The 25611-nt window shown below is 61.2% G+C and carries 26 protein-coding genes; 20 read left to right on the top strand and 6 right to left on the bottom strand.

Features of this window, described 5'->3' with window-relative positions; genetic code table 11:
- Nucleotides 1–93: 93 nt before the first annotated feature.
- A complete protein-coding gene (locus JQ597_RS22025; RefSeq protein WP_212266385.1) occupies nucleotides 94–849 on the bottom strand; it encodes a hypothetical protein in 756 nt (251 codons plus the stop codon).
- 328 nt (nucleotides 850–1177) lie between these two features.
- Between JQ597_RS22025 and JQ597_RS22020 the strand changes: the two genes are divergently transcribed.
- From JQ597_RS22020 to JQ597_RS22005, 4 genes are all read left to right on the top strand, one after another.
- Complete coding sequence (locus JQ597_RS22020) at nucleotides 1178–2935, top strand: Spy/CpxP family protein refolding chaperone (RefSeq protein WP_249148102.1); 1758 nt, start codon at nucleotides 1178–1180, stop codon at nucleotides 2933–2935.
- Between the two features lie 190 nt (nucleotides 2936–3125).
- Complete coding sequence (locus JQ597_RS22015) at nucleotides 3126–4805, top strand: hypothetical protein (RefSeq protein WP_212266383.1); 1680 nt, start codon at nucleotides 3126–3128, stop codon at nucleotides 4803–4805.
- Nucleotides 4806–4815: 10 nt separating this feature from the next.
- Entirely contained in the window at nucleotides 4816–6294 is a 1479-nt protein-coding gene (locus tag JQ597_RS22010) for a UbiA family prenyltransferase (RefSeq protein WP_212266381.1), read from the top strand.
- A gap of 206 nt (nucleotides 6295–6500) precedes the next feature.
- Nucleotides 6501–6977: a VOC family protein gene (locus JQ597_RS22005; protein ID WP_212266639.1), complete on the top strand. Its 477-nt coding sequence runs from the start codon at nucleotides 6501–6503 to the stop codon at nucleotides 6975–6977.
- Nucleotides 6978–7061: 84 nt separating this feature from the next.
- Here the strand turns inward: JQ597_RS22005 and JQ597_RS22000 are convergent, their stop codons facing one another.
- On the bottom strand, nucleotides 7062–7694 hold the full coding sequence (locus tag JQ597_RS22000; RefSeq protein ID WP_212266379.1) for a LysE family translocator: 633 nt from the start codon (nucleotides 7692–7694) through the stop codon (nucleotides 7062–7064).
- A gap of 372 nt (nucleotides 7695–8066) precedes the next feature.
- On the opposite strand from JQ597_RS22000, the gene JQ597_RS21995 reads away from it, so the two are divergent.
- The 11 genes from JQ597_RS21995 to JQ597_RS21945 all read left to right on the top strand — a co-directional run bounded on the left by JQ597_RS21995 (nucleotide 8067) and on the right by JQ597_RS21945 (nucleotide 16983).
- Nucleotides 8067–8288 (top strand): hypothetical protein, encoded by a 222-nt coding sequence (locus tag JQ597_RS21995; protein ID WP_212266377.1) that lies wholly within the window; start codon nucleotides 8067–8069, stop codon nucleotides 8286–8288.
- A 6-nt stretch (nucleotides 8289–8294) separates the two neighbouring features.
- On the top strand, nucleotides 8295–8714 hold the full coding sequence (locus JQ597_RS21990; protein ID WP_249133168.1) for a hypothetical protein: 420 nt from the start codon (nucleotides 8295–8297) through the stop codon (nucleotides 8712–8714).
- A gap of 455 nt (nucleotides 8715–9169) precedes the next feature.
- The gene (locus tag JQ597_RS21985; protein ID WP_212266375.1) at nucleotides 9170–9652 is read left to right on the top strand and encodes a hypothetical protein; all 483 of its coding nucleotides are present in this window, start codon (nucleotides 9170–9172) and stop codon (nucleotides 9650–9652) included.
- A 752-nt stretch (nucleotides 9653–10404) separates the two neighbouring features.
- Nucleotides 10405–11070 (top strand): lytic transglycosylase domain-containing protein, encoded by a 666-nt coding sequence (locus JQ597_RS21980; RefSeq protein ID WP_312011966.1) that lies wholly within the window; start codon nucleotides 10405–10407, stop codon nucleotides 11068–11070.
- Nucleotides 11071–11360: 290 nt separating this feature from the next.
- Nucleotides 11361–12950 carry a tetratricopeptide repeat protein gene (locus JQ597_RS21975; RefSeq protein ID WP_212266373.1) on the top strand — a complete coding sequence of 530 codons (1590 nt, stop codon included), beginning with the start codon at nucleotides 11361–11363 and terminating at the stop codon, nucleotides 12948–12950.
- 120 nt (nucleotides 12951–13070) lie between these two features.
- Entirely contained in the window at nucleotides 13071–13628 is a 558-nt protein-coding gene (locus JQ597_RS21970; RefSeq protein ID WP_212266371.1) for a hypothetical protein, read from the top strand.
- A gap of 43 nt (nucleotides 13629–13671) precedes the next feature.
- Nucleotides 13672–14043, top strand: a complete 372-nt coding sequence (locus JQ597_RS21965) for a nuclear transport factor 2 family protein (protein WP_212266369.1) — start codon at nucleotides 13672–13674, stop codon at nucleotides 14041–14043.
- A gap of 222 nt (nucleotides 14044–14265) precedes the next feature.
- Nucleotides 14266–14484: a hypothetical protein gene (locus JQ597_RS21960; RefSeq protein WP_212266367.1), complete on the top strand. Its 219-nt coding sequence runs from the start codon at nucleotides 14266–14268 to the stop codon at nucleotides 14482–14484.
- Nucleotides 14485–14567: 83 nt separating this feature from the next.
- The gene (locus JQ597_RS21955; protein ID WP_212266365.1) at nucleotides 14568–15248 is read left to right on the top strand and encodes a Crp/Fnr family transcriptional regulator; all 681 of its coding nucleotides are present in this window, start codon (nucleotides 14568–14570) and stop codon (nucleotides 15246–15248) included.
- Between the two features lie 863 nt (nucleotides 15249–16111).
- The gene (locus JQ597_RS21950; protein WP_249148101.1) at nucleotides 16112–16336 is read left to right on the top strand and encodes a response regulator; all 225 of its coding nucleotides are present in this window, start codon (nucleotides 16112–16114) and stop codon (nucleotides 16334–16336) included.
- Between the two features lie 428 nt (nucleotides 16337–16764).
- Nucleotides 16765–16983: a DUF6894 family protein gene (locus JQ597_RS21945; protein ID WP_212266363.1), complete on the top strand. Its 219-nt coding sequence runs from the start codon at nucleotides 16765–16767 to the stop codon at nucleotides 16981–16983.
- Nucleotides 16984–17044: 61 nt separating this feature from the next.
- Here the strand turns inward: JQ597_RS21945 and JQ597_RS38305 are convergent, their stop codons facing one another.
- Nucleotides 17045–17212, bottom strand: coding sequence for a hypothetical protein (locus JQ597_RS38305; RefSeq protein WP_212266361.1), 168 nt, complete (start codon nucleotides 17210–17212; stop codon nucleotides 17045–17047).
- Nucleotides 17213–17345: 133 nt separating this feature from the next.
- Here JQ597_RS38305 and JQ597_RS21935 point away from each other — a divergent pair, with 133 nt between their 5' ends.
- Entirely contained in the window at nucleotides 17346–17642 is a 297-nt protein-coding gene (locus JQ597_RS21935; RefSeq protein ID WP_212266629.1) for a c-type cytochrome, read from the top strand.
- 247 nt (nucleotides 17643–17889) lie between these two features.
- The gene (locus JQ597_RS21930) at nucleotides 17890–18729 is read left to right on the top strand and encodes a universal stress protein (RefSeq protein ID WP_212266359.1); all 840 of its coding nucleotides are present in this window, start codon (nucleotides 17890–17892) and stop codon (nucleotides 18727–18729) included.
- Between the two features lie 92 nt (nucleotides 18730–18821).
- On the opposite strand, the gene JQ597_RS21925 is transcribed toward JQ597_RS21930, so the two are convergent.
- Complete coding sequence (locus JQ597_RS21925; RefSeq protein ID WP_212266357.1) at nucleotides 18822–19019, bottom strand: hypothetical protein; 198 nt, start codon at nucleotides 19017–19019, stop codon at nucleotides 18822–18824.
- Between the two features lie 195 nt (nucleotides 19020–19214).
- Between JQ597_RS21925 and JQ597_RS21920 the strand changes: the two genes are divergently transcribed.
- On the top strand, nucleotides 19215–19460 hold the full coding sequence (locus tag JQ597_RS21920) for a hypothetical protein (protein WP_212266355.1): 246 nt from the start codon (nucleotides 19215–19217) through the stop codon (nucleotides 19458–19460).
- Nucleotides 19461–20258: 798 nt separating this feature from the next.
- On the opposite strand, the gene JQ597_RS21915 is transcribed toward JQ597_RS21920, so the two are convergent.
- Nucleotides 20259–20516: a hypothetical protein gene (locus JQ597_RS21915; protein ID WP_212266353.1), complete on the bottom strand. Its 258-nt coding sequence runs from the start codon at nucleotides 20514–20516 to the stop codon at nucleotides 20259–20261.
- Nucleotides 20517–20719: 203 nt separating this feature from the next.
- Between JQ597_RS21915 and JQ597_RS21910 the strand changes: the two genes are divergently transcribed.
- Nucleotides 20720–22384, top strand: a complete 1665-nt coding sequence (locus tag JQ597_RS21910) for a thiamine pyrophosphate-binding protein (protein ID WP_212266351.1) — start codon at nucleotides 20720–20722, stop codon at nucleotides 22382–22384.
- Between the two features lie 31 nt (nucleotides 22385–22415).
- Here the strand turns inward: JQ597_RS21910 and JQ597_RS21905 are convergent, their stop codons facing one another.
- On the bottom strand, nucleotides 22416–23630 hold the full coding sequence (locus JQ597_RS21905; protein ID WP_212266349.1) for an NAD(P)/FAD-dependent oxidoreductase: 1215 nt from the start codon (nucleotides 23628–23630) through the stop codon (nucleotides 22416–22418).
- 404 nt (nucleotides 23631–24034) lie between these two features.
- Here JQ597_RS21905 and JQ597_RS21900 point away from each other — a divergent pair, with 404 nt between their 5' ends.
- Entirely contained in the window at nucleotides 24035–25345 is a 1311-nt protein-coding gene (locus tag JQ597_RS21900) for an adenylate/guanylate cyclase domain-containing protein (protein WP_212266347.1), read from the top strand.
- Nucleotides 25346–25611: the final 266 nt, after the last annotated feature.

Here is a 25611-nt window from a genome sequence, read left to right as displayed (position 1 = left end):
GACGATTCTCCGTGTGTTGACGGGAACAAAACGTTGCTCCCCGTCTGCGGTTCCTCGATCGACATACCCGGTGGGCCTGGCAGCGGCGGGCCTTTATCCGGCCCGCCGGGACGAATCATATTTTCGGGAAAAAGCGGCAACTTTTTTCGCCCGATCGAATTGAAAGCAAGCGCGAAAGATTGGGAGTTCAAAATGGATGACGAGTTTCCGCTGAAGACTGCCGTTGATCGAGCCTGGACCGTGCACCTGGCCACGCACGATGATGTTGACGCGGCCGATCCGCGTCGTTGCTCGCTTGAGAGGTACCTGAGCGGAAAATGGCAAGCTGGTGAAAGCGATCCCGAAGAACTGACATGCTCCGGACTTTCGTATCTGGATCGCCTCGGATCCGAGAGTTGGTGAAGGCATGATGGCAAGCTTTGCAAAGACCCTGAGCGGACTCGCCACACAAAGCGCGCGACCGGATTGGACGCTGGCCGCCATTGCAACTCTCATGGCGGCCGGCGTCGCAACGTCGCTTCGGTATGCATTTGGATAAGGACCTGAGCGATGGCGGACAGGCGAGGCTTGAGACTCATCGGACTTGCCTTTGCAATCGTGGCCCTGGCCGTGACTGCGACAGCGGCGGTGGTTGCGACCGCTGAGGCCGAGCGGCTCGACGTGCAATCGACCCACCAACCGTAAAACGGTCTTGCGCCGATCTTGAATTTGGTCAGGTTTTTGAGTTTCGTCAGGCTTGTGCGTCGGCAGCCTGCGTCGCAACGCCGCAATGAGAATTTTAGATCGATTGCCGCGCTCGCGCGTTGAGAGTGACGGGCGACTAACGAGCTGCCAGGTAGCGACGATCATGCTTGCACCCAGCCTTCGCCTATCAGCATTTCTTCTCGGCGTTTCGATGGTAGCGGCGAGCGTGGGCTTTTCCGCCGCCCAGGAGAAAAGGCATGGACCGCCTGCGGCCGCGGGCCGGCCTGCGGGACCGCCGCCCGGCATGGCTCACCCTGCACCGCCTCCTGCCATGGCGCGCCCTGCACCGCCCCCCGCCATGGCGCGGCCTGCACCGCCCCCCGCCATGGCGCGGCCTGCACCGCCCCCCGCCATGGCGCGGCCTGCCCCACCTCCCGCGATGGCGCGCCCTGCCCCACCTCCCGCGATGGCGCGCCCTGCCCCGCCGCCCGCTATGGCGCGGCCCGCCGCGCCGGCGTTCCGTCCGGCCGCGCCGCAGCAGCGGCCGGCGATGGCGCCCCGTCCGGCGCCACAGATCGCCGCGCCACCGCGCCCCGTCGCTCCGAGAGTAGCAGCACCGTCGCGCCCCAGCGCACCGGCTGTCGCGAGCCCATCCCGGCAGGATCGGATCGGCCAGCGCGAGCAGCGCATTCAGCCGCCGCAGCAGGCGATGCAGGAGCGGCAGCGCGACGGGCTTTCGCCCCAAAACGCGCAGCGCCGGGAGCGCATCGACCGGTTGCAGCAGCGCGTGCAGGATTTGAAGTCCCAACAGCCGGAAGGCCAGCGCGCGCAACGCGCGCAGCAACGGTTGCTGCAAACCGAACAGCGGCAGCTGCAGCGTGAAGAGCGTCTGCAGCGGCTCCAGCAAACCGCGCAGGAACGGCAGCGCGATACGCTCACGCGAGAAAGCGCGCAACGCGAGCAGCGCATCGATCGACTGCAGCGGCGCGTGCAGGAGCTGCAGTCGCGACAGCCGGATGGCGTGCGGGCACAACGCGCGCAGCAACGATTGCTGCAAACCGAGCAGCGACAGCTCCAGCATGAGCAGCGCCTGCAGCAACGCGACCTGGCGCGCCGGCAGGAACTGGGAATGCCGCCTTCCGGCAGGCAGGCCGAGACCGCCGCTGCCGCGGTGCAGGCCGCCGCCCGCGGGCGGTTTGCCGAGCGCTTCCGCAGCAATCCTGATCCGCGCGTCCAGGCGGCGCTCGAGGGCGGGCGGCACGGCTGGGCTCCCCGCCACGCCTGGAAGCGTGGCCTGCGCGCGGCGTTTGTGCCGTGGGCCGGCCACGTGTTCTGGCCCTATGCCTATTCCGACATTTTCGAATACACGTTCTGGCCCTCCGGCTACGACGTCGGATACTGGGCTTACGCCTACGATGACTTCGTCGATACCGTGTTCTGGGGCGCGGATAGTCCGTATTCCGCCTATGCCAGGCTCGGCTCGACTGATTCCCGGGAGAGCGACGGCGCAATCGGCGGCTCCCGGCCGCGCGAAAGCGCGGGCATGAGTCCACAGGCTCTCAAGCAACTGTGCAAGGAGCCCGAAAAGGGTATCACCGCCTGGCCGATCGCTTCGATCGAGGAGGCGGTGCGGCCGACGCCCGAACAGCGCGCAGTGCTTGACGATTTGAAGAACGCGGCAGCAATGGCCGCCGATGCGTTCAAGGAATCTTGCGTCGACTCGTTTGCGATGACACCGCCCGGCCGCTTGCGGGCGATGATGAACCGCCTCAGCGCCACGCTCGAGTCCGTGCGGATCGTGCGGCCGGCCCTGGAGAAATTCTACAGCTCGCTCAGCGACGAGCAACAGGCCCGCTTCAACGCGCTCGGCCCCGACATCAGCGAACGTTCGCAACCGCAGCCGCAGCAGGAAGCGAACGCGCAGCCGGATAGCTGCGGCGAGCCAAAGCCCAGCCTGACCAACCTGCCGATCGAGCGGATCGAAACGGTGATACGTCCGGCGGGCAAACAGAAGGAAGCGCTCGACCGCCTGCGCGAGGCCACAGAGAAGGCCGTTCAGACGCTGCAAGCTGCCTGTCCGGTGGACGTACCGCTTACGCCGGTCGGGCGGCTGGAGGCGATGGAGAAGCGGTTAGAGGCCATGATGCAGTCGGCCAAACTGGTGCAGCCGGCGCTCGATGATTTCTATGCCACGCTGGCCAGCGAGCAGAAGGCGCGCTTCAACACGCTGGGGCGGTTTGCGGGCCGCTGATTGCAAGCGACCGATCGCCCGAAATTTGTGTGCCAATGATCGACACTGTTGTGCCAACAGCGTCACTCTGAAACGCCCGAAAAGCAGTGCGATGAACGTTCATCTTAAATAGTTACCGTAACTTTTAAAACGAGTTTGCTCTCGCTCCAAAAGACCATATCGACCAAAGCGCGATAGCTGAGGGTTCGATATGACGGAAGCAAGTTACGATCTCATCAGGTCCCGGGCAGCATCTTTCAATTGGCGGATCACTGCGATTGCTGCGTTCACGGTTTTGGTCGTGGCCGTTGCGGCATTGGTCCACGTCGTGCCTTACGGCCGGGCGGTATGGGATTTCGTCTTCATCCTCGATGGCGCCTATCGCATCGGTGTCGGGCAAGTTCCGCACGTCGACTTTGCTTCGCCGATCGGCCCGCTCACGCTTTACCTGACCCATTTTGCCGAACGGCTTTTTCCCGGCGGACAGCCGTTCATCGGCCTGCACGCGCTGGCGTGGCTCATGGTGGTGCCGCCGTTCGCCGTCATCGCGTCGCGCATTCAATCGCCCTGGGGATTTTTCGCCAGCTTCGCGGTTCTCGCGGTGGTGGTTCTCGTGCCCTACACGCTCGACTCCAGCATGCTCTCCGAGATCAGCTATTTTGCCACCTATAACCGCTTCGCCACCGCGATCCTGTTCCTGGCAGCACTCTGGTATGTACTGCCGAAGGCCCGTGGCGACGGCGTGTTGCTGGGTTACCTGCTGACCGCCCTGATCTTCATCAAGATCACCGCCGCTATCGCAATGCTCGGCCTCGTCGTCGCGGCCGTGCTGCTCGGACGCGCGCGACCCGCCGCGCTGTTCGCCATGCTGTTCGTTACCGCAGCGTTGGCGGGACTGGTCGAACTGGCGACCGGAGGGCTCGTCTCCGGCTACCTGCACGACATCGTCTCGATGAGTGCCTTGAACCGGGGCGGCGCCGTTTTCCGGCTCGCCGCCTCCTCGGCGCGCAATTGGCTGCCGCTTGTGGTCACGATCACGATCGTCGTGCTCGCGGCCCGCGAACTCGATTTCATCGCGGCGGTCAGGCGCCCGCTCAATTTCGTGCGCGAGACCATCGCCCGGGAAGCCTTCGTCGTGGACGCAGCGCTGCTGGTCGCTGTAGCGCTGGCCGCGGAGAGTCAGAACACCGGCGGCGTCGGATTGATTGCCGCCGCGGCCGTACTTTTCCACCCGAGCCTGCGCACTACCCGTGGCTGGCGCCTGATCGCCGCAGCGGTACTCGGCGCGACGCTCGTGCTGCCGATGGCCGACGTCGTCGAAAAGCGCGTCGTCTCGACCTTTGTAAGGGAAAAGCAGGGCACGACCGACCACGGCTTTTCAACATTCCTTCCGGGCATGCGCGTACCAACAGCCACCCTCGCCGGCTCCCGGCTGATGACGCGCCTGCAATCCGAATGGCTGCCCTTCCTCGACGAGACCGCCAACAACGGCTTTGACCTCGACGGCGATCCCGGCAGCACGAGCCCGGCGACGCGCGCGGCGTGGGCTGTCAGCGTTGCCGAGGCCGGAGCGAACTTTCAGCGGCTCGGCTACGCGACCAAGGCGCAGCGCTATACGACCATCGATTTCGCCGAATCCTTTCCGCGGCTGCTCGGCCTGACGCCCGCGCGCGGCACCACCCTGGCGATGGATTTCCGGCGCACGGTGCCTGCGTTTTCCGTGACCGAAGCGTCGGCCTATCTGGCGGACGCGGACGGTGTGTTCTTCCGTACCTGTGTTCTCCCCGGCGCGACCGACACCAATCCAGCGACCTTCCGAACCGTGCTGGAACGGGAGTTCACGCGCCACAAGCTGCATCCCTGCTGGGATTTCTACAGCCGTACCCGCTGAAAGGGCCCGCATGTCCACCTTACCCCTGCCGCTTGCACTCTCCGATCCGCGCGAGGCGCCGCAACCGCGGCCGCTGATCCTCGATCTCGATGGTACGCTGGTGCGCGCCGACATGCTGCTTGAAACCGTGCTCGCGCTGCTTCGAGCCGCGCCGTGGCGGTTGTTCGAGATCGGGCTGTGGATGCTGCGTGGCCGCGCCTATCTCAAGCGCCGTCTCGCCGAGGAAACCAACATCGAGCCGGACGTTCTGCCGTTCAATGAAGAACTGCTCGCCTACGCGGCCGATATCGCGGCCAGCGGACGGCCGGTCTATGTCGCCACCGCCGCCGACGCCAAAGTCGCGGAAAAGGTCGTGCGGCGGATCGCCTTCATTCGCGGCGTCATCGGCAGCGACGGCTTGCGCAACCTGAAAGGCGAAGCAAAGGCACAGGTTCTCGCCGAACGATTCCCTGACGGATTCGACTACGCCGGCGATGCGCGCGCCGATATTCCGATCTGGCGCGTAGCCGAAAATGCCATCGTCGTCGAAGCGGCAAGTTCGGTCGAGCACGCCGCCGCAGGCGTTGCGACCGTCGCCAGGGTGTTCCCGCGACCGTCCCGAATCCGTGCATTGGTGCGCAGCATGCGCCCGCACCAATGGGCAAAGAACGCGCTGGTTTTCGTGCCGCTCATCCTCGCAGGCTTGGTCTCCCACGTTGACGCCGTCTACGCGACAACCTGCGCATTCCTCGCCCTCGGCCTGGTCGCCTCATCGACCTACCTCGTCAACGATATCTGGGACCTGACCGACGACCGCAGCCACTGGTCGAAGCGAAACCGGCCGCTGGCGAGTGGACGCCTGCCGCTTGCAACGGCGATCGCCGCCGTTCCGATCGGGCTGTTCGCAGGGCTAGCCGTTGCGGCGCTGGCCGGACCGGCAACCGTTGCCGTCGTGCTGCTGTATCTCGCGATAACCCTGCTCTATTCGTTCGCGCTCAAGCGTATCCCCATTCTCGACGGCTTCGTGCTGGCCGGACTGTTCACGCTGCGCCTCGGCGCGGGCATCGTGGCGTCGGGCGCGCCGCCGTCGCCCTGGCTGCTGGTGTTCGCGATGTTCCTGTTCGCCTCGCTCAGCTTCGCAAAGCGCCACACCGAGGTCGCCCGCGTCATCGAGCGCGGCGGAACCGAAGTCCGTGGCCGCGGCTACAAGTCCATCGACCTGCCGCTCATCATGGGAATCGGCATGGCGACCGGGGTCGCCGCCGTGCTCATCATGGTGCTCTACATCATCAATGACGCCTTCCGGCAGAGCTTTTATGGCAACACCGCCTGGCTCTGGGCTTTTCCGGCCATCCTGTTCCTGTTCGTGTGCCGGATCTGGCTGAAATGCGGCCGCAGCGAGCTGCACGACGATCCCGTGGCGTTTGCCGTCACCGATCGGCCGAGCCTGGCGCTCGGCGGCGCCCTGATGGTGTGCTTCGGGCTGGCTTGGTCGGGCGTATTTGGTTGATATGCCGCCACTTGCGCGACGACGCGCGGAGGTTCCGCGTCGTCGAACGTGGAAGACACAGGTTGGCGCCCTTTAACTCAACCTAAAAAAAACGCAGGACGGTGTCGGATTCGGCCGACCCAGTTCGTCGTTTCGTCACGCCGATCGGGCTGGCCTGGACACCGCAAGCGGCCCCAAGCGAAGCGAAAGGATGAGAAATGGCCAAGATGACTGCCAAGAACACGATTTGCGTATGGTACGACAAGGACGCCGAGGCGGCCGCCCGTTTTTACGCCGAAGTCTTTCCCGACAGCGCCGTGCACGCCGTCTACCGCGCACCGAGTGACTACCCCTCGGGCAAGAAGGGCGACGTGCTGACCGTCGACTTCACGGTCGCCGGCATTCCCTGCATCGGCCTCAACGGTGGCCCCATGTTCAAGCAAACCGAAGCGTTTTCGTTTCAGATCGCCACCGACGACCAGGAAGAGACCGACCGCTACTGGAACGCCATCGTCGGCAATGGAGGCCAGGAGAGTGCATGCGGCTGGTGCAAGGACAAATGGGGCGTCTCCTGGCAGATCACGCCGCGCGTGCTGACGGAGGCGATGGCGGCCGGTGGCGCTGAAGCAAAGCGCGCCTTCGATGCCATGATGACCATGAAGAAAATCGACGTAGCCGCGATCGAAGCGGCGCGGCGCGGTTGATGTTCGCCGGGTAGAAGTGGCTGTTCCGGCTCGGTCGTCGCGGGTGCAAAGCGGACGTGGGCCGGCCTCCCTGAATTTTCAGTATCAGGCGTGACGCCGGCTGAACAACAACAGGCCACCCATCGTTGCGAACAGCCCTCCTGTTGCCCTGTTGATCCAGCGCATGTGCCAGCTGGAGCGCAGGACGGGGGCGATCGCGGAGACGCCGAAGGCACACATCGCCAGCACGCTGAATTCGCATGCGATGAAGGTAACGGCGAGGATGGCATATTGCGGCGCGAACGGCTCGACCGGGTTCAGGAACTGCGGGAAGAACGCGGTGAAGAACAGGATGGCCTTGGGATTGCTCGACCCGACCAGGAAGCCCCTGACATAGTGCGTGCGCAAGCGCCGGCCGCTGTCCGCTGGAGCCCTCTTGATATCGACGGCTTCAGCGGTGCTGCCGAACGTCTTGATGCCGAGCCAGATAAGATAGATCGCACCGATCACCTTGACCACGGTGAAGGCAAGCTCCGATGCCGCGAGCAATGCACCGAGGCCCAGCGCCGAAAGCGCCATGACTCCGAGGACCGCGCTGATGCTGCCAACCGCAGCTGCCAGCGCGCCTGACTTGCCTTCGTTCAGCGCCGTCGTCATGCAAGTGAGCATGGTTGGGCCGGGTGACAGCACCAACACGGCTACGGCGGCCAGGTACAGCAAGTAGGTCGTCAGGGTCATTATTCGCATCCATATGCGTGGTGAGGTTAAGCGGGCGGAGTGAGGTTGAGCGACACCCTGTCGGGTGTGCCAGCCGGTGATGGCTATGACGGTGGCAGGCCCATTTCATTAGCAGTTGGGTAGCCGCCCACCCAGCCCATACTTGTACCAAAAGCGACGCGGATTACCCTGAGCGGCCCTATCCCGGTTCGGAATGTGAGCAATTTCGACCAGCGCGGCGGAAAATTGCATCCTGCCCGCATTTCGAAAATGAATCGCCCATTTTTGAGCTCGCCGGCGGGCGGCAATTGTATTTTGGCGAGCCTTTGGAACTTTTCGGAACTTCTGCCATTGCAGATTTGCTGATGGTGCGAACCCCAAGGAGTGTTTGCAATGGCAACCCACATCGTTATGGACCACACTGGCGATACCCGCCATGAGTTTGATGCGAACGACGCGAAGGCGTTGTTTGAAGCGGAAAAGCGCTTCGAACAGCTCACAGGCGCCGGCTTCACAGCGGCAATCAGAAACTCCTCTGGCGATCCGACGGTAACCCGCAGGTTCGATCCGAAAGCCGAAGAAACCCTGTTTTATCCAAGGCTAGTCGGCGGTTAGCGTCTCATGTTGCAGACAACGCTACGTAATGCGGTCCGTAACATCAGGCAATTGCTGGCGGATAGCGCGAACCGCTGGCAATTGCTGCGGGCTCAATATCGGGAATTGGGCTGCCCTCAAAGGGAGGTGCGCGGCATAAGGTTGCTGCAAGCGTGGCTATCGCCCGAACAACTGGTTCAGTTCAACAAATACGGGTACTTCGAAGTCACGGGCTGCCAGACCGGCAAGCGATACCGGATCTGTTATGGCACAGCGACAAATATTCATGAACTTGACCAATATGGGCGCCCGAAAGCCGGTTGGTGTTTTGTGCCAAACCAGCCACTGGTGCCCGGCGACGTCATGCTCGCACAGAAAATTGCTTTGGAAACCGACGAGTGGGCTGCGCTGGCGGTGGCTAAATCGTTCAGGCCGACTTGGCATTGAAAAGACCTGGCACGTCTGAGGGGCCGAGGTCCGCTGCGCTGCACGGGCAGGAGAAGCGCTGGCGGTCCTGATGCGGTGCAGCACGGGCTGCGCCGACGGCGTCTCTACGGAAAATGGATACAAGCAGACTGTTTACCAAGTCGGTCAATGACGTGAAAACCACCTTCCCTAAGCCGTCCGAAACAAATCCGCTCTAGGCTGCCTCCAACAGCAAGAGGCAGCAAATGTTCACGATCATCAGGGCGCTCGTCATCGCGGTATGCGCGTATGCCGGTTCATCGGTAGCAGGCAGTCAATTCCCGGACCTGCCGAACTCCCATCAAATCTACACCGAGTAGCTCACGGAAGTTCGTGATCGAACTCGGCAACAGCAATTCCGGCAGTAACCACGTTCAGTTACGGACTGTCAGGAATTACGGCGTTTGCTCTCGTCAGGTTCTGTGGCGGAGATGGTCATGCCTCTCGGACGATACATAGCCTGGGTCGGCGCATCGTTGCTTGTGTTGCTGTTCGTGGCCAACTGGTTCTTTCCGCAACCCTCGGCGGAGCCCGCCGGTGACGAAGTTAACAGGCCGGTCATCCGGATCGCTTCTCTGCAGCAGCCGCCGGAGCGGATCGTCATCGACACCAACCTTCCGACGATCGTTCCGCCGCCCGCGCCCGCCGATGCCATGCCGGACGAGCCGCCCGCGCAAGCACAATCATACGCGCCGATAACTTCTCATGCGTCGGTTACTGGCGTGGAAAAAAGCAAGCCAAAAGCCACGAAGAGACTGGTGAAGGAGGCTGCAGCCAAACACCCGTCATCGCCCCATACGCAAATCAAAACGCCTGTGGTCGCGAGTAGCAGCCCGGCACCGGTCGCACCGCCCACCAGGTTGTCGTTCGCGAACATCATTTCCGGGCAGCTGGTGAGAGAGCTGTTCAACCTTCATTGAGCCCCTGCGCAGAGACACTCGCGCCTCCGTGCATTAACCCTGTTGTCAGACTTACTTCGTCGCTCCTGCGCGCAAGTCAATTCTGCCGCTAACCCGCCGCATTGGATCCTAGAAATCGTTCTGCGACGTTGGGCAGACTATTTCCCCCTATTCGGGGCAAGCACCTTCGTTCTGGAAGAGCAGATCATGATGAGGGCAGGTCTCCTCGTTGTCGGCCTCAGCGCTCTGACCATCATGGAGCTGGGGACACCGCGACGCACCAAGACAACTGCGCCAGATCGGTTCGAGCAACTGACCATCGGCGTCAGCGTATCAGGTGACACCCTGGAGACGGCTGACCGGCGCGAAGTCCACCGTTTGCAGCATGAAGCACCGGTTCAGCCGATCTCATCCGTCGAACCAACACCGCCGCCGGATGCAACGGCTTTAACTCCAGAAAAGGAGCCGAGCACTGTCGGGAGCGCTACAGGCGGCAAAAAGCCCGTTGCCGGGAAGTTACGACCTGGATCCAAATACACGGAGCCTGACAAACCCGAGCCTCAATCCACAAATCCCAACAAAGCTGCAAGGATGGCCCGGCCGAAGCCGACGGTCGCGGCCAGGCCGTGTCGTCCGAATGCTTTCGATGGTCTTCTTCAAGCATTGAACTTGTCCTCCCGATGCCAGACCTAGCGCAATGGCCTTCGTGCAATGTCGCGTTGGCCGGCGCCGAACCGGCCGACCTCGCTCGTAGATCTGGGGGCGGAGCCCGTGTGGACGAAATCAGGCCGCCTCGCCCGGACGAGCGGGGCGCACCTGACAGATCGCGAGATCCGTTCAACGTGGCAATCGTCGCGATCGTGTTAGCGGCGGCGATTGCGTTGGCTGTTATCGCAGGCGCCTACATCTTTCGCAGTACTTATTCAAACCGGCAGACAATCGAGTCAATCGACGTCAAGGCTCTGGTGGAGCGCATCATCAAAGTCGAATCGGCGGGAATTGCGAACAAAAAGAACAAGCTTTCCAGCGCCACAGGGGCTGGTCAATTTCTCGATGACACATGGCTCGAAGCCATCCGAAAGCATCGCCGCGATCTGATCAAGGGCCGCAGCGATAAGGAACTCCTGGAGCTACGGCAGGACGCAGAACTTACGCGGGAGATCATTGCGCGGCTGCTTGAGCAATATGCCAGGACACTGAATAAGCGAGGTCTGCCCCTCACGTCCGGTTCGCTTTATCTGGCCTATTTTGCCGGACCGGCTGGCGCCGTCGCTCTGCTGTCCGGCGCCGAACATGCCGACGCCGCGTCCGTCATGGCGGCCGCTGACGCGACCGGTCGAACCACCCGCCAGAAACTTGTCAGGGCTAACCCGTTCCTCGAGGTCCTAACGGTACGCGATCTCAAGAATTGGGCCGATCACAAGATGCGTGGCATCTAGATCGCCCAATTGCCGACATCTGGCCATTCGCCGCTATGGAACGACCGAACTGATCGCCAATGTCAGGGTTGCGCGGACTCTCGGGCTCACATTCCCGCCGACAATCCTTGTGCTCGCGGACCAGCTGATCGAGTGAAGCCCAAAAGCAACTCGCCGGGACGCATCTACGCCGAATGCCCGGAGGGACCGAAAGGTCAATTACACTGCCATGATGCGGGTGGTTCCGGCAAAGGACCGAAAGTCGTATAGTGGCATCCATTCTTGCCAGATGAGCCAGAGGGAGCAAATCCATGCGGAAGTCTCCATTCGGTGTCGCCGTCGCGGCTCTTATGCTTTCTACGTCTCAGCCGCTGGTCGCCGCGCAAGACGACGTGGATCAGCAGCTCGGTAACGTGAGCTTCAAAACCTCTTGCAACGATGTTGCGCAGCGTCGCTTCGATCGCGCGATGCGCTACCAGCACTCGTTCTGGTACATCAATGCCAAGGAGATCTTTGAGGAGGCCATCAAGGCTGATCCGACATGCGCCATGGCGTATTGGGGCATCGCGCTCACGATGATGGACAATCCGCACGCCGCAATTCCGCGGCCGAATCTTGCGCCCGGCCTCGCCGCGATCACCAAAGCCAGGGAGATCGGAGCCAAGACCGAGCGCGAACGCGACTATATCGATGCGATGATGGTGATGTATGCAGACCACGAAACGATCCCCCATGCCCAGCGCATGCGCGCGCTGCGCGACAAACAGGCCGACATCGCAGCGAAATATCCAGACGATGACGAGGCTCAGATTGCCTACGCCATCACGCTCAACACCTCGGCGGATTTGAAAGACAAGACCTACGCGCAGCAGACCAAGGGCGCCGCAATCCTGGAGCCGATGTCCGTACGGCTGCCGCAGCATCCGGGCGTGACGCACTACCTGATCCACCTCTACGACTATCCGGCGACTGCGCAAAAAGGCCTCGACGCCGCCAACCGCTACGCCAAGATCGCTCCGGCCGCGCCGCACGCCCAGCACATGCCGTCGCACATCTACACCCGCGTCGGCTATTGGAAGGAATCGATCGTCTCCAACGCCGCCTCCGTGAAAGCCGCGAAGTCCGAGAAGTCGGTGGGCAATTACCTGCACGCGCAGGATTACATGGTTTATGCCCATCTTCAGCTCGCCCAGGACCAGCAGGCGCGCGCCGTCATAGACGACATGATCAAAGAGACCGACTTCAAGGTGACGGTCGCGGCCGCCGACTACGCGCTGGCGGCCTCGCCGGCCCGCTTTGCGATCGACCGCGGCGACTGGGACGCCGCCTCGCAACTATCCGTCAGGCCGAGCGGCCTGAACTACGCGATGGCGATCTCGCATTTCGCACGCGCGCTCGGCGCGGCGCGCTCCGGCAAGCCGGAAGCCGCCAAGGCTGATGTCCAGAAGCTCGCGGAATTGCGCGACAAGTTACGCGACGCCAAGGATAATTATTGGTCGCAGATCGTCGACATCCAGCATCAGGTCGCCGTTGCCTGGGTGCTTCACTCGGAGGGCAAGTACGACGAGGCTCTCAAGGCCATGAGTGCGGCAGCGGACGCCGAGGACCTGACCGAGAAGCATGTGGTCACGCCAGGTCCGATGGCGCCGGCGCGCGAGCTCTACGGCTCCATGCTGCTCGATCGCGGCATGGCCAAGGAGGCGCTTGTGGCATTCGAGGCCACCAAGGCCAAGGAGCCGAACCGCTTCCAGGGCTACGCCGGTGCAGCCAAGGCCGCCGACACGCTCGGTGACAAGGCGGCGGCGCGACAGAACTATCAGCAACTCATGGCGCTCGCGGCGAACGCCGACACGGAGCGGCGCGAGGTCGCGGCGGCAAAGACGTATCTCGCCAGCAACTAGAGCATGATCCGCAAAAGTGGGCACCGGTTTTCCGAAAAGATCATGCTCAAACAAAAAGATAGAGCCGGATGACGATTCGAAGAAAAGTCATCCTGCTCCAGCGACCAGAACGGTGGTGCAATGAAAAGGGTAGCTATCGCCGTCGCAGCAGCCTCGCTGGGATGCGTACTCGCGGCGGCGTTGGCGTGGTTCGGTCTGCCACGGCACGCGGCGGCAACTGCGACCGCGCCGGTATGGACCGAGGTGGCCTGGCCCTTTCCCATCGATCAGTGGGGAAAGGGCAAAGCGTTCCGCTGCAAGGCGGCTGACTGCGGCGCCGAGGTGAGCCTCTATCTGCGTGCCAAGATCGGGTTCTGCAATTGCACGACCGGCGTCGCCGATGATGAAGATCTGGATCGCATGGGAGATCTTGTTCTCGTCGGCGACGTTGCGCCGCTCGGCGCCGGTCGTCCGGTCAACATTGCGTGGATGAAAGGCCGCAGCCGCGCCTACACGCTCAACGCGCGCAATCCGCCCGGCAAAACGGCGATATCGGTCGTCTTCAACGAACGCTGCGACATGATCGCCGCAACCGCTGTGCTCGGCCACGACCGGCCGGCGGCGACCGAGCGAAGCGTGATCGAGTTCCTCAACGGCGATAGGGTGATGCGCTGGGCCGAGGTCACGCTTGGCCTCTGATGTGAGTGCAGGCAAGACTGTCCAAACGGGATGGAGACGGCAAATGGACATTCGCGCCGCACTGAGGGAGCTGTGTGAAGCCTTCAACGCGCACGATCTCGATCGCATCATGGCGTGTTTTTCTGAGGATTGTGTGCTGGAGATGCCGAGGGGAAGCAGCCCGTGGGGCTCCCGTTTCGAGGGCAAACGGAATGTACGGGAAGCGCTGGCAACGCGCTTTGAAGGCTTGCCCGATGTCCACTACGGCAACGAAGCGCATTTTGTGGACGCGGCTGCCGACACCGGCATCTCAAAATGGACCCTCACGGGCACCACCCGCGAGGGCGCGCGAAAAGAGGTCCAGGGTTGTGACTTCTATACGTTCCGCGACGGCAAGGTGATCCGCAAGGACTCGTACTGGAAAATCGTGGATTGAGCGTACGGTTTGGGCACTTTCGGAGCAACGCGAACCGCCGTGGACCACTTTGAATTTGTCGGTTCACGCCTCGTTCACCTGCAATCTCCGAAGTGAGCCGCCGCGGATGCCCGAAGCGGGTTCCTCTTCCCGTTATTTGGCAATGTGAGCAATTTTGACCAGCGAGTCGGTGTTGCGACGCGGCATGATGCTATCGTCACCCCACATCGGAAGATCAGGCAGATGACATGGGCTCGCGAGCTTGTGGAAAATAACGCCGTCGAAACCAAGCGCTACACGATGGCGGAGCTTTACGAACTGCGCCGGCTACTTATCAGGCACTCGCGCTCCATGCCGCCCGGGCCAGCCCGCAATGAGCACCGGCAGATTGCGGCTTCGATGCGCTCGCTCGCCTGCGACAAAAAGTGGCTGGCCGCCCATGCCGTGGATGGCCATAAGTAGGGCCGCCTCGGACGTAGTTAAATTCCGGACCGCTACGGCCAAAACGGCTAAGGTAGATGTCCTGCCGCGGGATCAAACCGGACATGGCTAACAACACCAATCAGATTGCCTTTGATCCCAAGGCGTTTCTCGCCGTCGTGGGCGAGGGCAAAACGATCCTTGAATTTCATAAGGATCAGGTCGTCTTCGCCCAGGGCGACGCGGCAGACACCGTCTTTTACATTCAGAGCGGACGGGTCAAGGTTGTTGTCATATCTGAGCAAGGCAAAGAGGCGGTGGTCGGGATTTTTGGAGCCGGCCAGTTCTTTGGCGAAGGCTGCATGAACGGCCATTCGGTGCGGATCGCGACCACGACCGCGATGGAAGACTGCCTGGTCACCACTATCACGAAGGCCGCAATGCTCGCGGCCCTTCACGATCAACCGAAGTTTTCCGAGATGTTCATGGCCTATCTGTTGACCCGCAACAGCCGCATTGAGGAAGACCTGATCGATCAGCTCTTCAACTCCAGCGAAAAGCGGTTGGCGCGCCTGCTGCTTCTGCTGGCGAATTTCGGCAAGGAAGGCAGTCCCCAGCCGATCATCCCAAATATCAGCCAGGAGACCCTGGCCGAGATGATCGGCACCACCCGGTCCCGGGTGAGCTTCTTCATGAACAAATTCCGCAAGCTCGGCTTCATCAGCTACAACGGAAAAATTGAGGTCAATAGTTCATTGTTGAATGCGGTCCTGTACGACAAACCCGAGATCAAGCGCGAACCGTGACGCCCCCTTCAAAGGACCTCTTCACGCCCCTGAATACGTCACGACAAGTGCGGCAACTGCCAGAACGCAGCTCACGATGAGCACCAGGAGAACGGGTCTGCCCAAGAGACCACCTCTGGCCTCCACCGCTGTCTCGACTATTTGCTTTCCATCCTTATGCATTGAACTCTCCTGTGAGCGGACCAACCGCCGCATCTCGCACAAGTTCCAGGACCTTTCGGAACGGTCAACGTTGCCGGATTTCTGGTCCCTATAGTTGGAAGTGAGCAAAAGAGAACAGCGCCGCCGCAGCGAATGTGATCGGCTTGAAGCCGAACGTCGCTGTCCGCAACGGCGACGTTTCCAAGCGTGGCCCCGGCGCGGACCAGCCCCCAAGCCCAAGCGCCGGGGTCATTCTGTCCAAGTTCACCACGTTCGACCGTGAACGTGAAACGACGTCGCGCCGCGATGCGGCCTCGTTGATTTCTGGTGATCGCAATGGCGATGTGATCGGCCGGCGCGCCGCGATGAGAGCGGCCCCAGCCAGGGGCTGGCTTCCTGCTGGGGCCGGTCTTTGAGAGCCGGGCGCAGCCGAATGGCGCACCCGTCCTATGCAAATGTCAGCACATCCCTGCCTTTGGCGCTGCTCAATTTTGACCACTATGCGAAACAGATATGCCGGGTCCTGATTGGGACGGCCCCGACGCGACGCTTGTGCATCGCCATTTTGGAAGGCCTCCAACTCATTAACTTTCGGAATGTGAGCAAAATGGAACAGACGGGGGGACCGGGGGAGTGCCAAGCTGGTTCCATCACCGGCCCGCTTCGGCATCTACCGGTGACTGAGAGTTCTGGAACGCTCCCGCCCAATTCAGGGAAGCATCATGACTTCATCCCAACAATTTCTGATCGCGATCGAGCGCCCGCGCTGCCTCCACTGCCAAACGCGGATGTTGCTGGAGCGCGTTTGGCCGGGGCCGATCGGCTTCGAGCACCGGCTGTTCGAATGCCCTAAATGCGATCGCGTGCAGACAAGCGTCATTGTGTCGGATCCCTTGAAGTCGAAGGTGGTCGGATGGCTCGGGGGAGAACTCAGAACACCGAACTGAGGTAACGTCCATGCTGCAAAGACAAAGCCAGGGTCCACAATGCACGGCTTGTGGTTCTCCCATGAAGTTGACCGCTATCGAACCGAGCGATACGGGCCAGGACCTGCGAACGTTTACTTGCCCGCATTGCAGGAGGGTTCAACAGCACATCATCGAAAGCGCGGTGACTGATGCATGGTTGGAACGTGGCGGATTGATAGCCTGATGTATCGGCGCCACGAGTGCATCGCCAAAGCGTCAACCTGTCGTGAGAACGCGCACGAGGATCCAACACGTCATGACTACTGGATCGACGAAGCAATCGTATGGCATCAACGCGCCATCGACGCCCGTCGCGAATACGTGGCCACTCACGAAGTTCATGATGGGCGCCTGATACCGAAGTAGCGCGTTTGATTGGCCACGATCCCTGCAATCGAGCATTGACCATGCAAAAGTTCTTTTTTGACATGAAAGACGGCGTCCCGATGAGAGACCGCATCGGCATCGAGTTCAACACCAATGCCGAAGCGATCAGGCACTGCAAGGAGATCGCGCAGGACTTCCGGGACAACAGCCTGCGGGACGACCAGGACCTTGAGATATTGGTTGTCAACGAAAGTGGAAAAGAGATTTATCGCGAGTTTGTTCACCGCGAACCGGAATAAAGGCGGCAGGGCCGATTGCCCCGCCCGCGTTAAATAGAGTGGTCCAATGATGATAGCTAACTCAACTCTCGAGTTCGAGCGCTTGCTGGGCAAGGCCGCGCTCGCATTGTGGCCGGACCTCCCTCGCGACGTGCAGGAGAACCTTTTCGAAACCGCTATGGCCGGGGACATTATCGTCGGAAAACATCTGGCGTCGTACCTGCACGACCACCATCCGAAAACGGCTCATCCCGCAACGCCGACGCAGTTAGCATAAGAGGGTGTCACGGGCCTCTGGACGGACATAACAGGCACGTTGGCCGGGAGCGTCTTATTTGATTTACTTACACCAACTCAAGGTGAGTATCGTATCCTCTGTTGCTATCGCACTAAGCGTGTTGGTGAATGCAACCTTATGCAGCGCCGAACCCAACGCCGCTGCGGGCAAGGCGTTTGCACAAGCCAACTGTTCGCATTGCCATTCCATCGATAAGTTCACCCTGAGTTCCTTAGCCATTGCCCCGCCGTTTCGAACTCTCCACCTGCGGTATCCCGTCGAGTCGCTCGAAGAAGCGCTTGGCGAAGGGCTTTCCACCGGTCATGCGAATATGCCCGAGTTCAGGTTGGATCCCGGGCAAGTTGGCGATTTCATCAGCTTCCTTAAATCGCTTGAGCCTTAGCCAGTACAACGATCGGCGTTAGCGAGAACTCGCTGTCTGGACTCGAACGTGCGACCAGTGGCGATTTGACCCATCTCGGACATGGACTCTTCAGCTCGCTTTCCCGAGTCTGGTGCCCATATAGGAGTTATCATCGCGTTCGTTGTTCGCCGCTATCGGTGACTGAGAGCCACGGCGCTCCCGCCATCATCATCGCGCACCTCGCCCAGGATTTGGGCGATCGCGGCATTGCTATGAGGAGGAAGTCTTGGCTTTCAAAGATATTCTCGTGACATTGACCAGCTATCCCGAGCCGTCTCCTTCATCGGTAGTCGACGATGCGGTTTCAATCGCTGCGGTCCTCGGCGCGCATCTCGCAGCGCTGTCCTGCGAAACGCACGTTCAGGTGCCCGGACATTTCCTTTCGGGCTCGTTCGCCAATCTTCCCGAGATCATTGCGGGTGAAGGCGCCAAGAGCCGGCACAATGCCCAGACCCTGCTCGCGGCATGCGACAAAGCCGCGGAAAGGGCTGGCGTTCCTCACGAAGCAATCCTTCAGAAATGTACCCCGACTGAGGTCCCGAACCTGCTTGTCGACTATGCCCGGCTGCACGATCTGACCATCATGCCAGTTATGGACTCGGACGATCAAATGTACGCGGAGGCGGTTATTTTTGGATCAGGTAAGCCTACCCTGGTCTTGCCGAAAATTCCCCGGTCACGTTCGTTCGAGCTTGGCACGATCGCTGTGGCTTGGGATTTCAGCCGAGCTGCCGCCCGCGCGATATCGGACGCTCTTCCGCTTCTTGAAAGAGCGAGAAAGGTCCATGTGGTCACAATTGTCGATGAAAAGGACATGGACACAAAGCATTCTGCCGAGCAACTTGCAAAGAACTTGGCTCGGCACGAAATCGATGTTGTGCTGGAAAGGATCGAAGCCAAGGGCAAGCCGATTGGCAGCGTCCTTGAATCGTATTCGCTGTCCCACGGGGTGGATTTGCTTGTGATGGGTGCTTATGGCCACTCGAGGCTAAGGCAGTTCATCCTCGGAGGCGCTACCAAGAGCCTGTTATCGAAGCCACCCGTGCCGATCCTCTTTTCGCACTAACGACGAACCCGTCAGCGCTATCATTGCTTGACCGCCATATTGAGCGATGATCGGAATACCCGACGTGACAGCGGCGCCCGGACGCACCGCCGCTACGAGGCCAAAGCTGCGATTCCGGCAGCAATCCGATTTCTGCCCGGTGTGGTTAGGCGCAACTTGCCATCGATATCGGCCATGTAGCCTAACGCGATCAGTCGGGCGCTGTGTTCGGCAGGGATGACCGCCGGACGGTCATTTACGGCGGTATGGCCAACCGCAAGCAGCGATGCGAATTCTTGATGGGTCAGCATTGTCGCCTCCAGGTCATGGTCTGAGTATGGCCTGCTTCGGCAACACCGCATGGTCAATTTAGCTCAGTCGGAAAAAATTGAATCCGAAAAAATTGAATCCGTCAGTCCCCATTTGAAGAGCGAAGTTCTAAGCGCCCATGTCCGAGTCTGCCCCTGGGACCGAACCCGGGCACTTCACATCGCCGGGGACAACTTATGGATCGCAAAGAAGCCGCATCTAAGCCTGACTGGAGGCAAAGCCTGTCGGGTGGAGGATTCGCCATGGCTTCCAGATTCGTAATCGGTGACAAGGTCCATCAAGCATTCAGCAACCACGCCGAGGGAACGGTCGTTGCGATATTCAAGGATCGGGCCGGTGGGCTCCGGTATGCGGTTGAAATGTTCGGCCACCGCACCATTCAGATCGCAAGCGAAGGCAGCTTGGTCGCCCGCGACGATTGAGTCGTCGAACTGACCCGGCTTTGGGACGGCTATATGTCGGCGGCCGCCCTGATCAATGTCGGTCTGTCTGAGAAATCAATCCGGCCTTTGTCAGGGGATTCCGGGAACCTTAGCCATAACGGTCTGTTGGTTTCGAGCAATCCGACCAGACTCCCTCTTCGACCTTCGGCTGGGCAGCGTGGACTACGGCCATAGAGTTATGGCGAGGTCGGGCGGAGAAATCCGGCAACCTTGGTAACCCGTACGCTGAATAGGTGCTGCAGCATCGTCCCCAGCCGATTCAAAATCCGTTGAGAAGCAGGAAAATACGAAGCTGCGCCTATTCTTGCAATCGAGTCTTGCAATCGAGGCACATGATGGAACACGTTTATCATATCGATGACGGTGTCTTCCGCCAGGTTGACGGACCGCAGGGCTGCGATGTCGTCGAGCAGAGTAAGCTCTGACCAGGGCGCGGTTTGGATAATTCAAACCCTGCCCTTGACGTCTTGAACAGAGCTGGCGGCGTCGGCCGGGAGGATTGAACAAGGCTTGCGAGGTCGACAGAGGCAACCATGAAAATCGCGCGTCCACCGCCGAGCTGTACCCATTTCCAAACCACGGAGCTGCCGTGCGCCACATGCGGCAAGCCGATGAAGCTGACCCTCATCGAACCAAGCAGCTCCCACATCGAACTGCGCACGTTCGAATGCGCGGGGTGCGACACAGGCGCCAGCTTTTTGATGGCTATTTAGGCGGCGTCAACTCGTGGCCACTTCAGCCCGACGGGCAAATCACCAAAGCTCTGTCCCGCCCCGCTTAGTCGCGGATCATTGCGATCAGCTTGAAGTCCTTGTCGAGCTTTATGTCGTACTGCCCATCCCTGCATTTGGCGTCATCGACTTCAAAGTAGCTGCTGGCCTCGGTTTCCTTTTCCATCTTGCCACCCGTGCAGCCAAGGCCTTCCAGGACAGCCTTGATCTTCTCGGCCTCGGCCGGTGTCACGGGGGTGTCAGCAAGCGCGAAAGTGCTGCTTGCAAGCGCAGCAGCGAACGCCGTCAAGAAGAGCTTCTTCATCGGTGCATTCTCTCCAATTGAGCAAACGAAACCAGCCTGCCCCAGGTTTGTTCCAACAATCGTAGGGCGTCAGGAGGAACCCACATGCGCGCCCGGGAGCTCGCTGCACGGCGCACGCTCGGCCGCTCGCCACAAACAACGGTATTGAGGACGCTGCCTGCGTGTTATCGTCCAAAAAAACGAGCCTGAAAGGGAGCAAGTTAATGCGCGGACGGCGTGTAGTGATGGATTCGCTGGTGTCGAACGGCGTGAGCCACATCTTCGGCAATCCCGGGACGACAGAAACGCCGTTGCTGGACAGTCTGATGAGCTATCCGCAGATCGAATATGTCATGACCCTCCATGAGGGCGTGGCGGTCGGCGCGGCGAGTTTCCATGCGCAGGCCACCGGCCGCGCGGCTGTGGCCAATCTCCACGTCGCGCCGGGGCTCGGCAATGCCATCGGCGCGATCTACGGCGCGCTCAAAGCCCATTCGCCGCTCGTCGTGACCGCCGGCCAGCAGGATACGCGCATGCGGCTGGCCAACCCGGTGCTGGGCCACGACCTCGTCGCCATGGCGGCGCCGGTCACCAAATGGAGCGCGCAGGTGGAACGTGCGGATGAGATCGCGCCCGTGCTGCGGCGCGCTTTCAAGGTCGCGACCGATGCGCCCAGGGGACCCGTCTTCGTCTCGCTTCCGATCGACGTGCTGGAGCAGGAAACCAATGTCGGGGCGATCGCATCCGATAAATTGTGGCGTTCGGCGCAGCCGGACCCCGCAGGGATCGAGGAATTGGCCTCGCTTCTTCTGAAATCGCAGCGGCCCGCGATCGTCGCCGGCGATGACGTCGCCCGATCAGGGGCCTCTCAAGCGCTCGTCGCGCTGGCGGAGGCGATCGGCGCGCCGGTGTGGTTCGAAGGGTTGCGCGCCCATGCGCCGTTTCCGACCCGCCATCCGAGTTATCGCCAATCGCTCCCGGCCGACGCCGCGCAGGTTCGTAAAGCCTTATCGGATGCCGATCTCGTCTTGCTGCTGGGCGGGCCGTTCTTCGAGGACATCTGGTATGCGGAAGGCAGCCATTTCCCCGACGGCGCCGTTGTTGTCCAGATCGAGGAATCGCCCGAGCGTCTGGCGTTCAATCACCGCCTCGACAGCGGCATCGTCGGCAACATGGCGGCCAGCATCGCCTCACTGGCTGACATCATAAGCAGCCGGCAAAGCGCCGCATTCAGGCTCGCCGCAGAGCGCCGCAATCAGGCGCTGGCCGAGTCGAGCGCCCGCGATCGGGAGGCGTACCGGGCGCGGCTGGAGAAAGCCTGGAACCGCGAGCCAAGCTCGATGGCACGGGTGACGGCCGAGCTTCGGCGGGGGCTGCCTGACAATGTCGTCATCGTGGACGAAAGCATCACCGCCAGCCTCGACCTGGCGCGATCGTTCGATTATCGCGGCTTCGGTGATTATTTCGGCGGTCGCGGCGGCGGCATCGGTCAGGGATTTTCCGGCGCGATCGGGGTGAAGGTCGCGATGCCGGATCGCCCGGTGGTCGCCGTCTCCGGCGACGGCTCGGCGATGTACAGCATTCAGGCGCTGTGGACCGCAGCCCACCACAAGCTTGCGATCGTGTTCGTCATTCTTTCAAACCGGGAGTATCGCATCCTCAAGCATAACGTGGACGTCTGGCGACAGAACTTCGAGGCGGGAACGCAGCATCCCTATCAGCAGATGGACCTGACGGGACCGGATCTCGATTTTGTGCATCTGGCGGCCGGCATGGGCGTCGAAGGCACACGGGTCGAGAAGGCCGGCGACATTGCCGCGGTCATGGAGCGAGCCATTGCGGGAAATCGCCCCTATCTCGTCGAGATCGAGATCGAAGGAAAGCGGTGATGCGGCAGTGCGCTGAGGGTTATCCCCTCTGCTAGCGCGCCGTTGGCGGCGGCTTCTGCACCGTCGGCGCGGCGGCGGCCAGAATGTCCGCGCGTACACCCGTCCGCGGCGGATAGATCCGCTGCCGGTTGATAATCTGCTTGGTCGCCTTGGCAGCCGCGCCGGAGGCGTGCAGCTGGCGATCCCATCCGACGGTGTGCAGCGCTCCCCAGGCTCCGAGGTCCAGCACGGTGACATACCAATCGATGTCAAGCGGAAGCATCGGCTGCCCAAGCAAATCGGCGACAACGTTGTTTCCGGCAAAGCGGCCCATCGGCCTCGCGAACTGGCAGGACATCACGGTGGCATGTTCGCCGTCCACGACGCAGGAAGCCACGTCGCCGGCGGCAAAGATGTTTGTCGCACCGGTGAGGCGCATGAACTGATCCACGTGGAGACGGCCGAGCCGATCCCGCTCGACATCAATTGTTTGCGCCACCGGGCTTGCCCGCATCCCGCCGCACCACACCACCGTCCGCGTCGGGATGACTTCGCCGGAGCTCAGCGTGACGGTATTCGCATCGATCGCCGTGACTCTAACGTTGAGCCGCGTTTCCACACCCAGCGCCGCCAGCGCTTCACCGACGATCGGGCGCGCTTGTTCTCCGAGTGTCACGCCAACAACGGGGTTGGGATCAACAAGAATAATGCGTCGCTCGCCGGTGAGGCCTGCCTTTTCAAGCTTGCCCGGCATCTCGGTCGCGACTTCGATGCCGGTAAAACCCGCGCCGACGATGACCACCGTGGCGCAGCCTCCGGCATCCGCCTGCCCGCCCAATGCGGCAAGGTGCGCCTCGAGCCGGACGGCCGCCGCATAACTGTCCACGTCGAAGCCACAGGCCGCCAGCCCCGGTATCGCGGGGCGCGCGAGCTGGCTGCCGAGCGTCAGCACCAGCCGATCGTAGGCGATGACCTCGCTGCCGCCATTCGTGGTGACGCTCACGCGCTGCTTGACGGGATCGACCGCCCTCACCTCGGCAACCCTGTGATCGACGCCGACCGGGTCGAGCAGTTCGGCGAGCGGTATCGCCGCCTCGCCGATGTCGACTTCGTAATTGCGAACCCTGATGTTGTGGTAGGGGTTGCGGTCGACGACCAGTATCTCGACATCCGCCGCCGGCGCGCCGATCTGGTCGCGCTTGCGCGCCGCACCCAGGGTGGCCCAGAGCCCCGCGAAGCCAGCACCGAGGACAACAATGCGCGGCATCTGATTTTCCCGAACGTTCGGCTTGAGCTAATCGTGTGAGAGAAGCGGAATCAAGTGTGTTGGGCCAAATCCCGTCAGTTTGGCGACTCCGCTTGCTACTCATTCCCGTTTGATGTTGGCCGCCAAAACCACCTTCCTCCATTTCTTGACCTAGTCCGAGATTAGTTTGGCGAATCGGCGGGGGATCCGCCAAGAGCCGTGCCGCCCAGACTGGCAAGCTTCACCTGCAAATCCAAATTGGCTTGAGTGATACCTGATTGAGGCAGCAGCCGATTACCGCATGCTGAGGCTGGGCTACGCGGTTTTGACTTCCGCGTACCGCGGCAAACTGGTAAGATTTAGGTCGAACCTGCTCACGGAATGCGACGAAGCCGATCACGCCACTTTATGTGAAGTGATGCGCAATGGTTCCGAAAACCCAATACGCAAAGAGCGGTGATGTTCGCATCGCCTATCAGGTCGTCGGCGAAGGGCCGTTCGACCTCGTGTTCGTTCCTGGTTTCATTTCGAACCTCGACGTCGCCTGGGAGGAGCCATATCGGGCGCGGGTTTGGACCCGCTTGGCGGCCTTCGCCCGCCTGATCATGTTCGACAAGCGCGGCACCGGGCTTTCCGACAGAACGGTTGGTGTGCCAACCCTCGAAGAGCGCATGGACGATGTTCGCGCGGTCATGGATGCCGCGGGCTCGCAACAGGCTGCCCTGTTCGGCATCTCCGAAGGTGGCGCGATGTCAGTCTTGTTCGCAGCAACCTACCCGGAGCGCACCCGAGCGTTGGTCCTGTACGGCACCTATGGCCACTTCCTCTCGTGGGTTATACCCCCGGACAGGATAGATGCCGCCCTGGAACGCTTGGAGAAAAATTGGGGCACCGGCGAGAGCCTCCGTTTGTTCGCCCCCAGTGTGGCATCCGATGAGACGTTCAAGTTGTCATGGGCCCGTTTTGAACGCCTGGGTGCAAGTCCCTCCGCAGTTGTCGCGCTTATGCGAATGAACAGCGAAATCGATGTGCGTCCAATCCTTCCGTCGATCCGGGTGCCGACGTTCATTATTCATCGACAAGGGGACGTTCGCGTCAACGTTGAAGCCGGGCGGTTCATGGCCCGGCAAATCCCGAACGCGAAATATCTCGAGCTTCCCGGCAGCGATCACATGTTGTGGACCGGCGCAACAGAACGGATATTGGATGAGGTTGAAGAGTTTCTGACAGGCTCGCGATCCGCAATCGAATCTGATCGCGTGCTCGCGACGGTTCTGTTCACTGACATTGTGAACTCAACCAAGCGTGCCGAGACGATCGGAGATCGTGCATGGCATGATGTGCTCGATCGGCACAACGCGCTCGTGCGGCGGGAGATTTCGCGACATCGAGGGCATGAGGTGAGAACAATGGGAGACGGCTTCCTGGCAACCTTTGACGGGCCGGCTCGGTCAATCCGGTGCGCTCTGGCGATCAATGAAGGCGTTGAAGCTCTTGGACTGCAGGTAAGGGCCGGCCTTCACACCGGCGAGGTCGAAATGGCCGATGACGATCTGAGCGGAATTGCGGTCCACATTGCATCGCGTGTCGCGACGATGGCAAAGCCCGGGCAAGTTCTGGTGTCGAATACAGTCCGTGATCTTGTCGCAGGATCAAACATCAGGTTTCATGACGAAGGTAGTCATTCCCTGAAAGGCCTCACAGAAACGGTCAGATTGTTCGCGGCCGAACGTTAGTAGTGCAAAGCGGTTGCGGCTATATCGAAGACTTTACCCGGGCGCGCCATTCATTCCGTACCAACCGCACCGCAACCATCCTCAACGGAATAGCCGCTCAACAACCGCATGCGCGAGGAAGTTCCGGGAACCTTAGCCATTACGGCCTGTTGGTTTCGAGCAATCAGACCAGATTCCCGCTTCGACATTTCGGCTGGGCAGCGTGGACTACGGCCATAGAGTTATGGCGAGGTCGGGCGGAGAAATCCGGCAACCTTGGTAACCCG

This window comes from Bradyrhizobium sp. AUGA SZCCT0177, assembly GCF_018130125.1.
GTDB lineage: Bacteria > Pseudomonadota > Alphaproteobacteria > Rhizobiales > Xanthobacteraceae > Bradyrhizobium.
The sequence above is the reverse complement of the archived record's forward strand: the minus strand, read 5'-3'. Positions and strand labels throughout refer to the sequence as shown.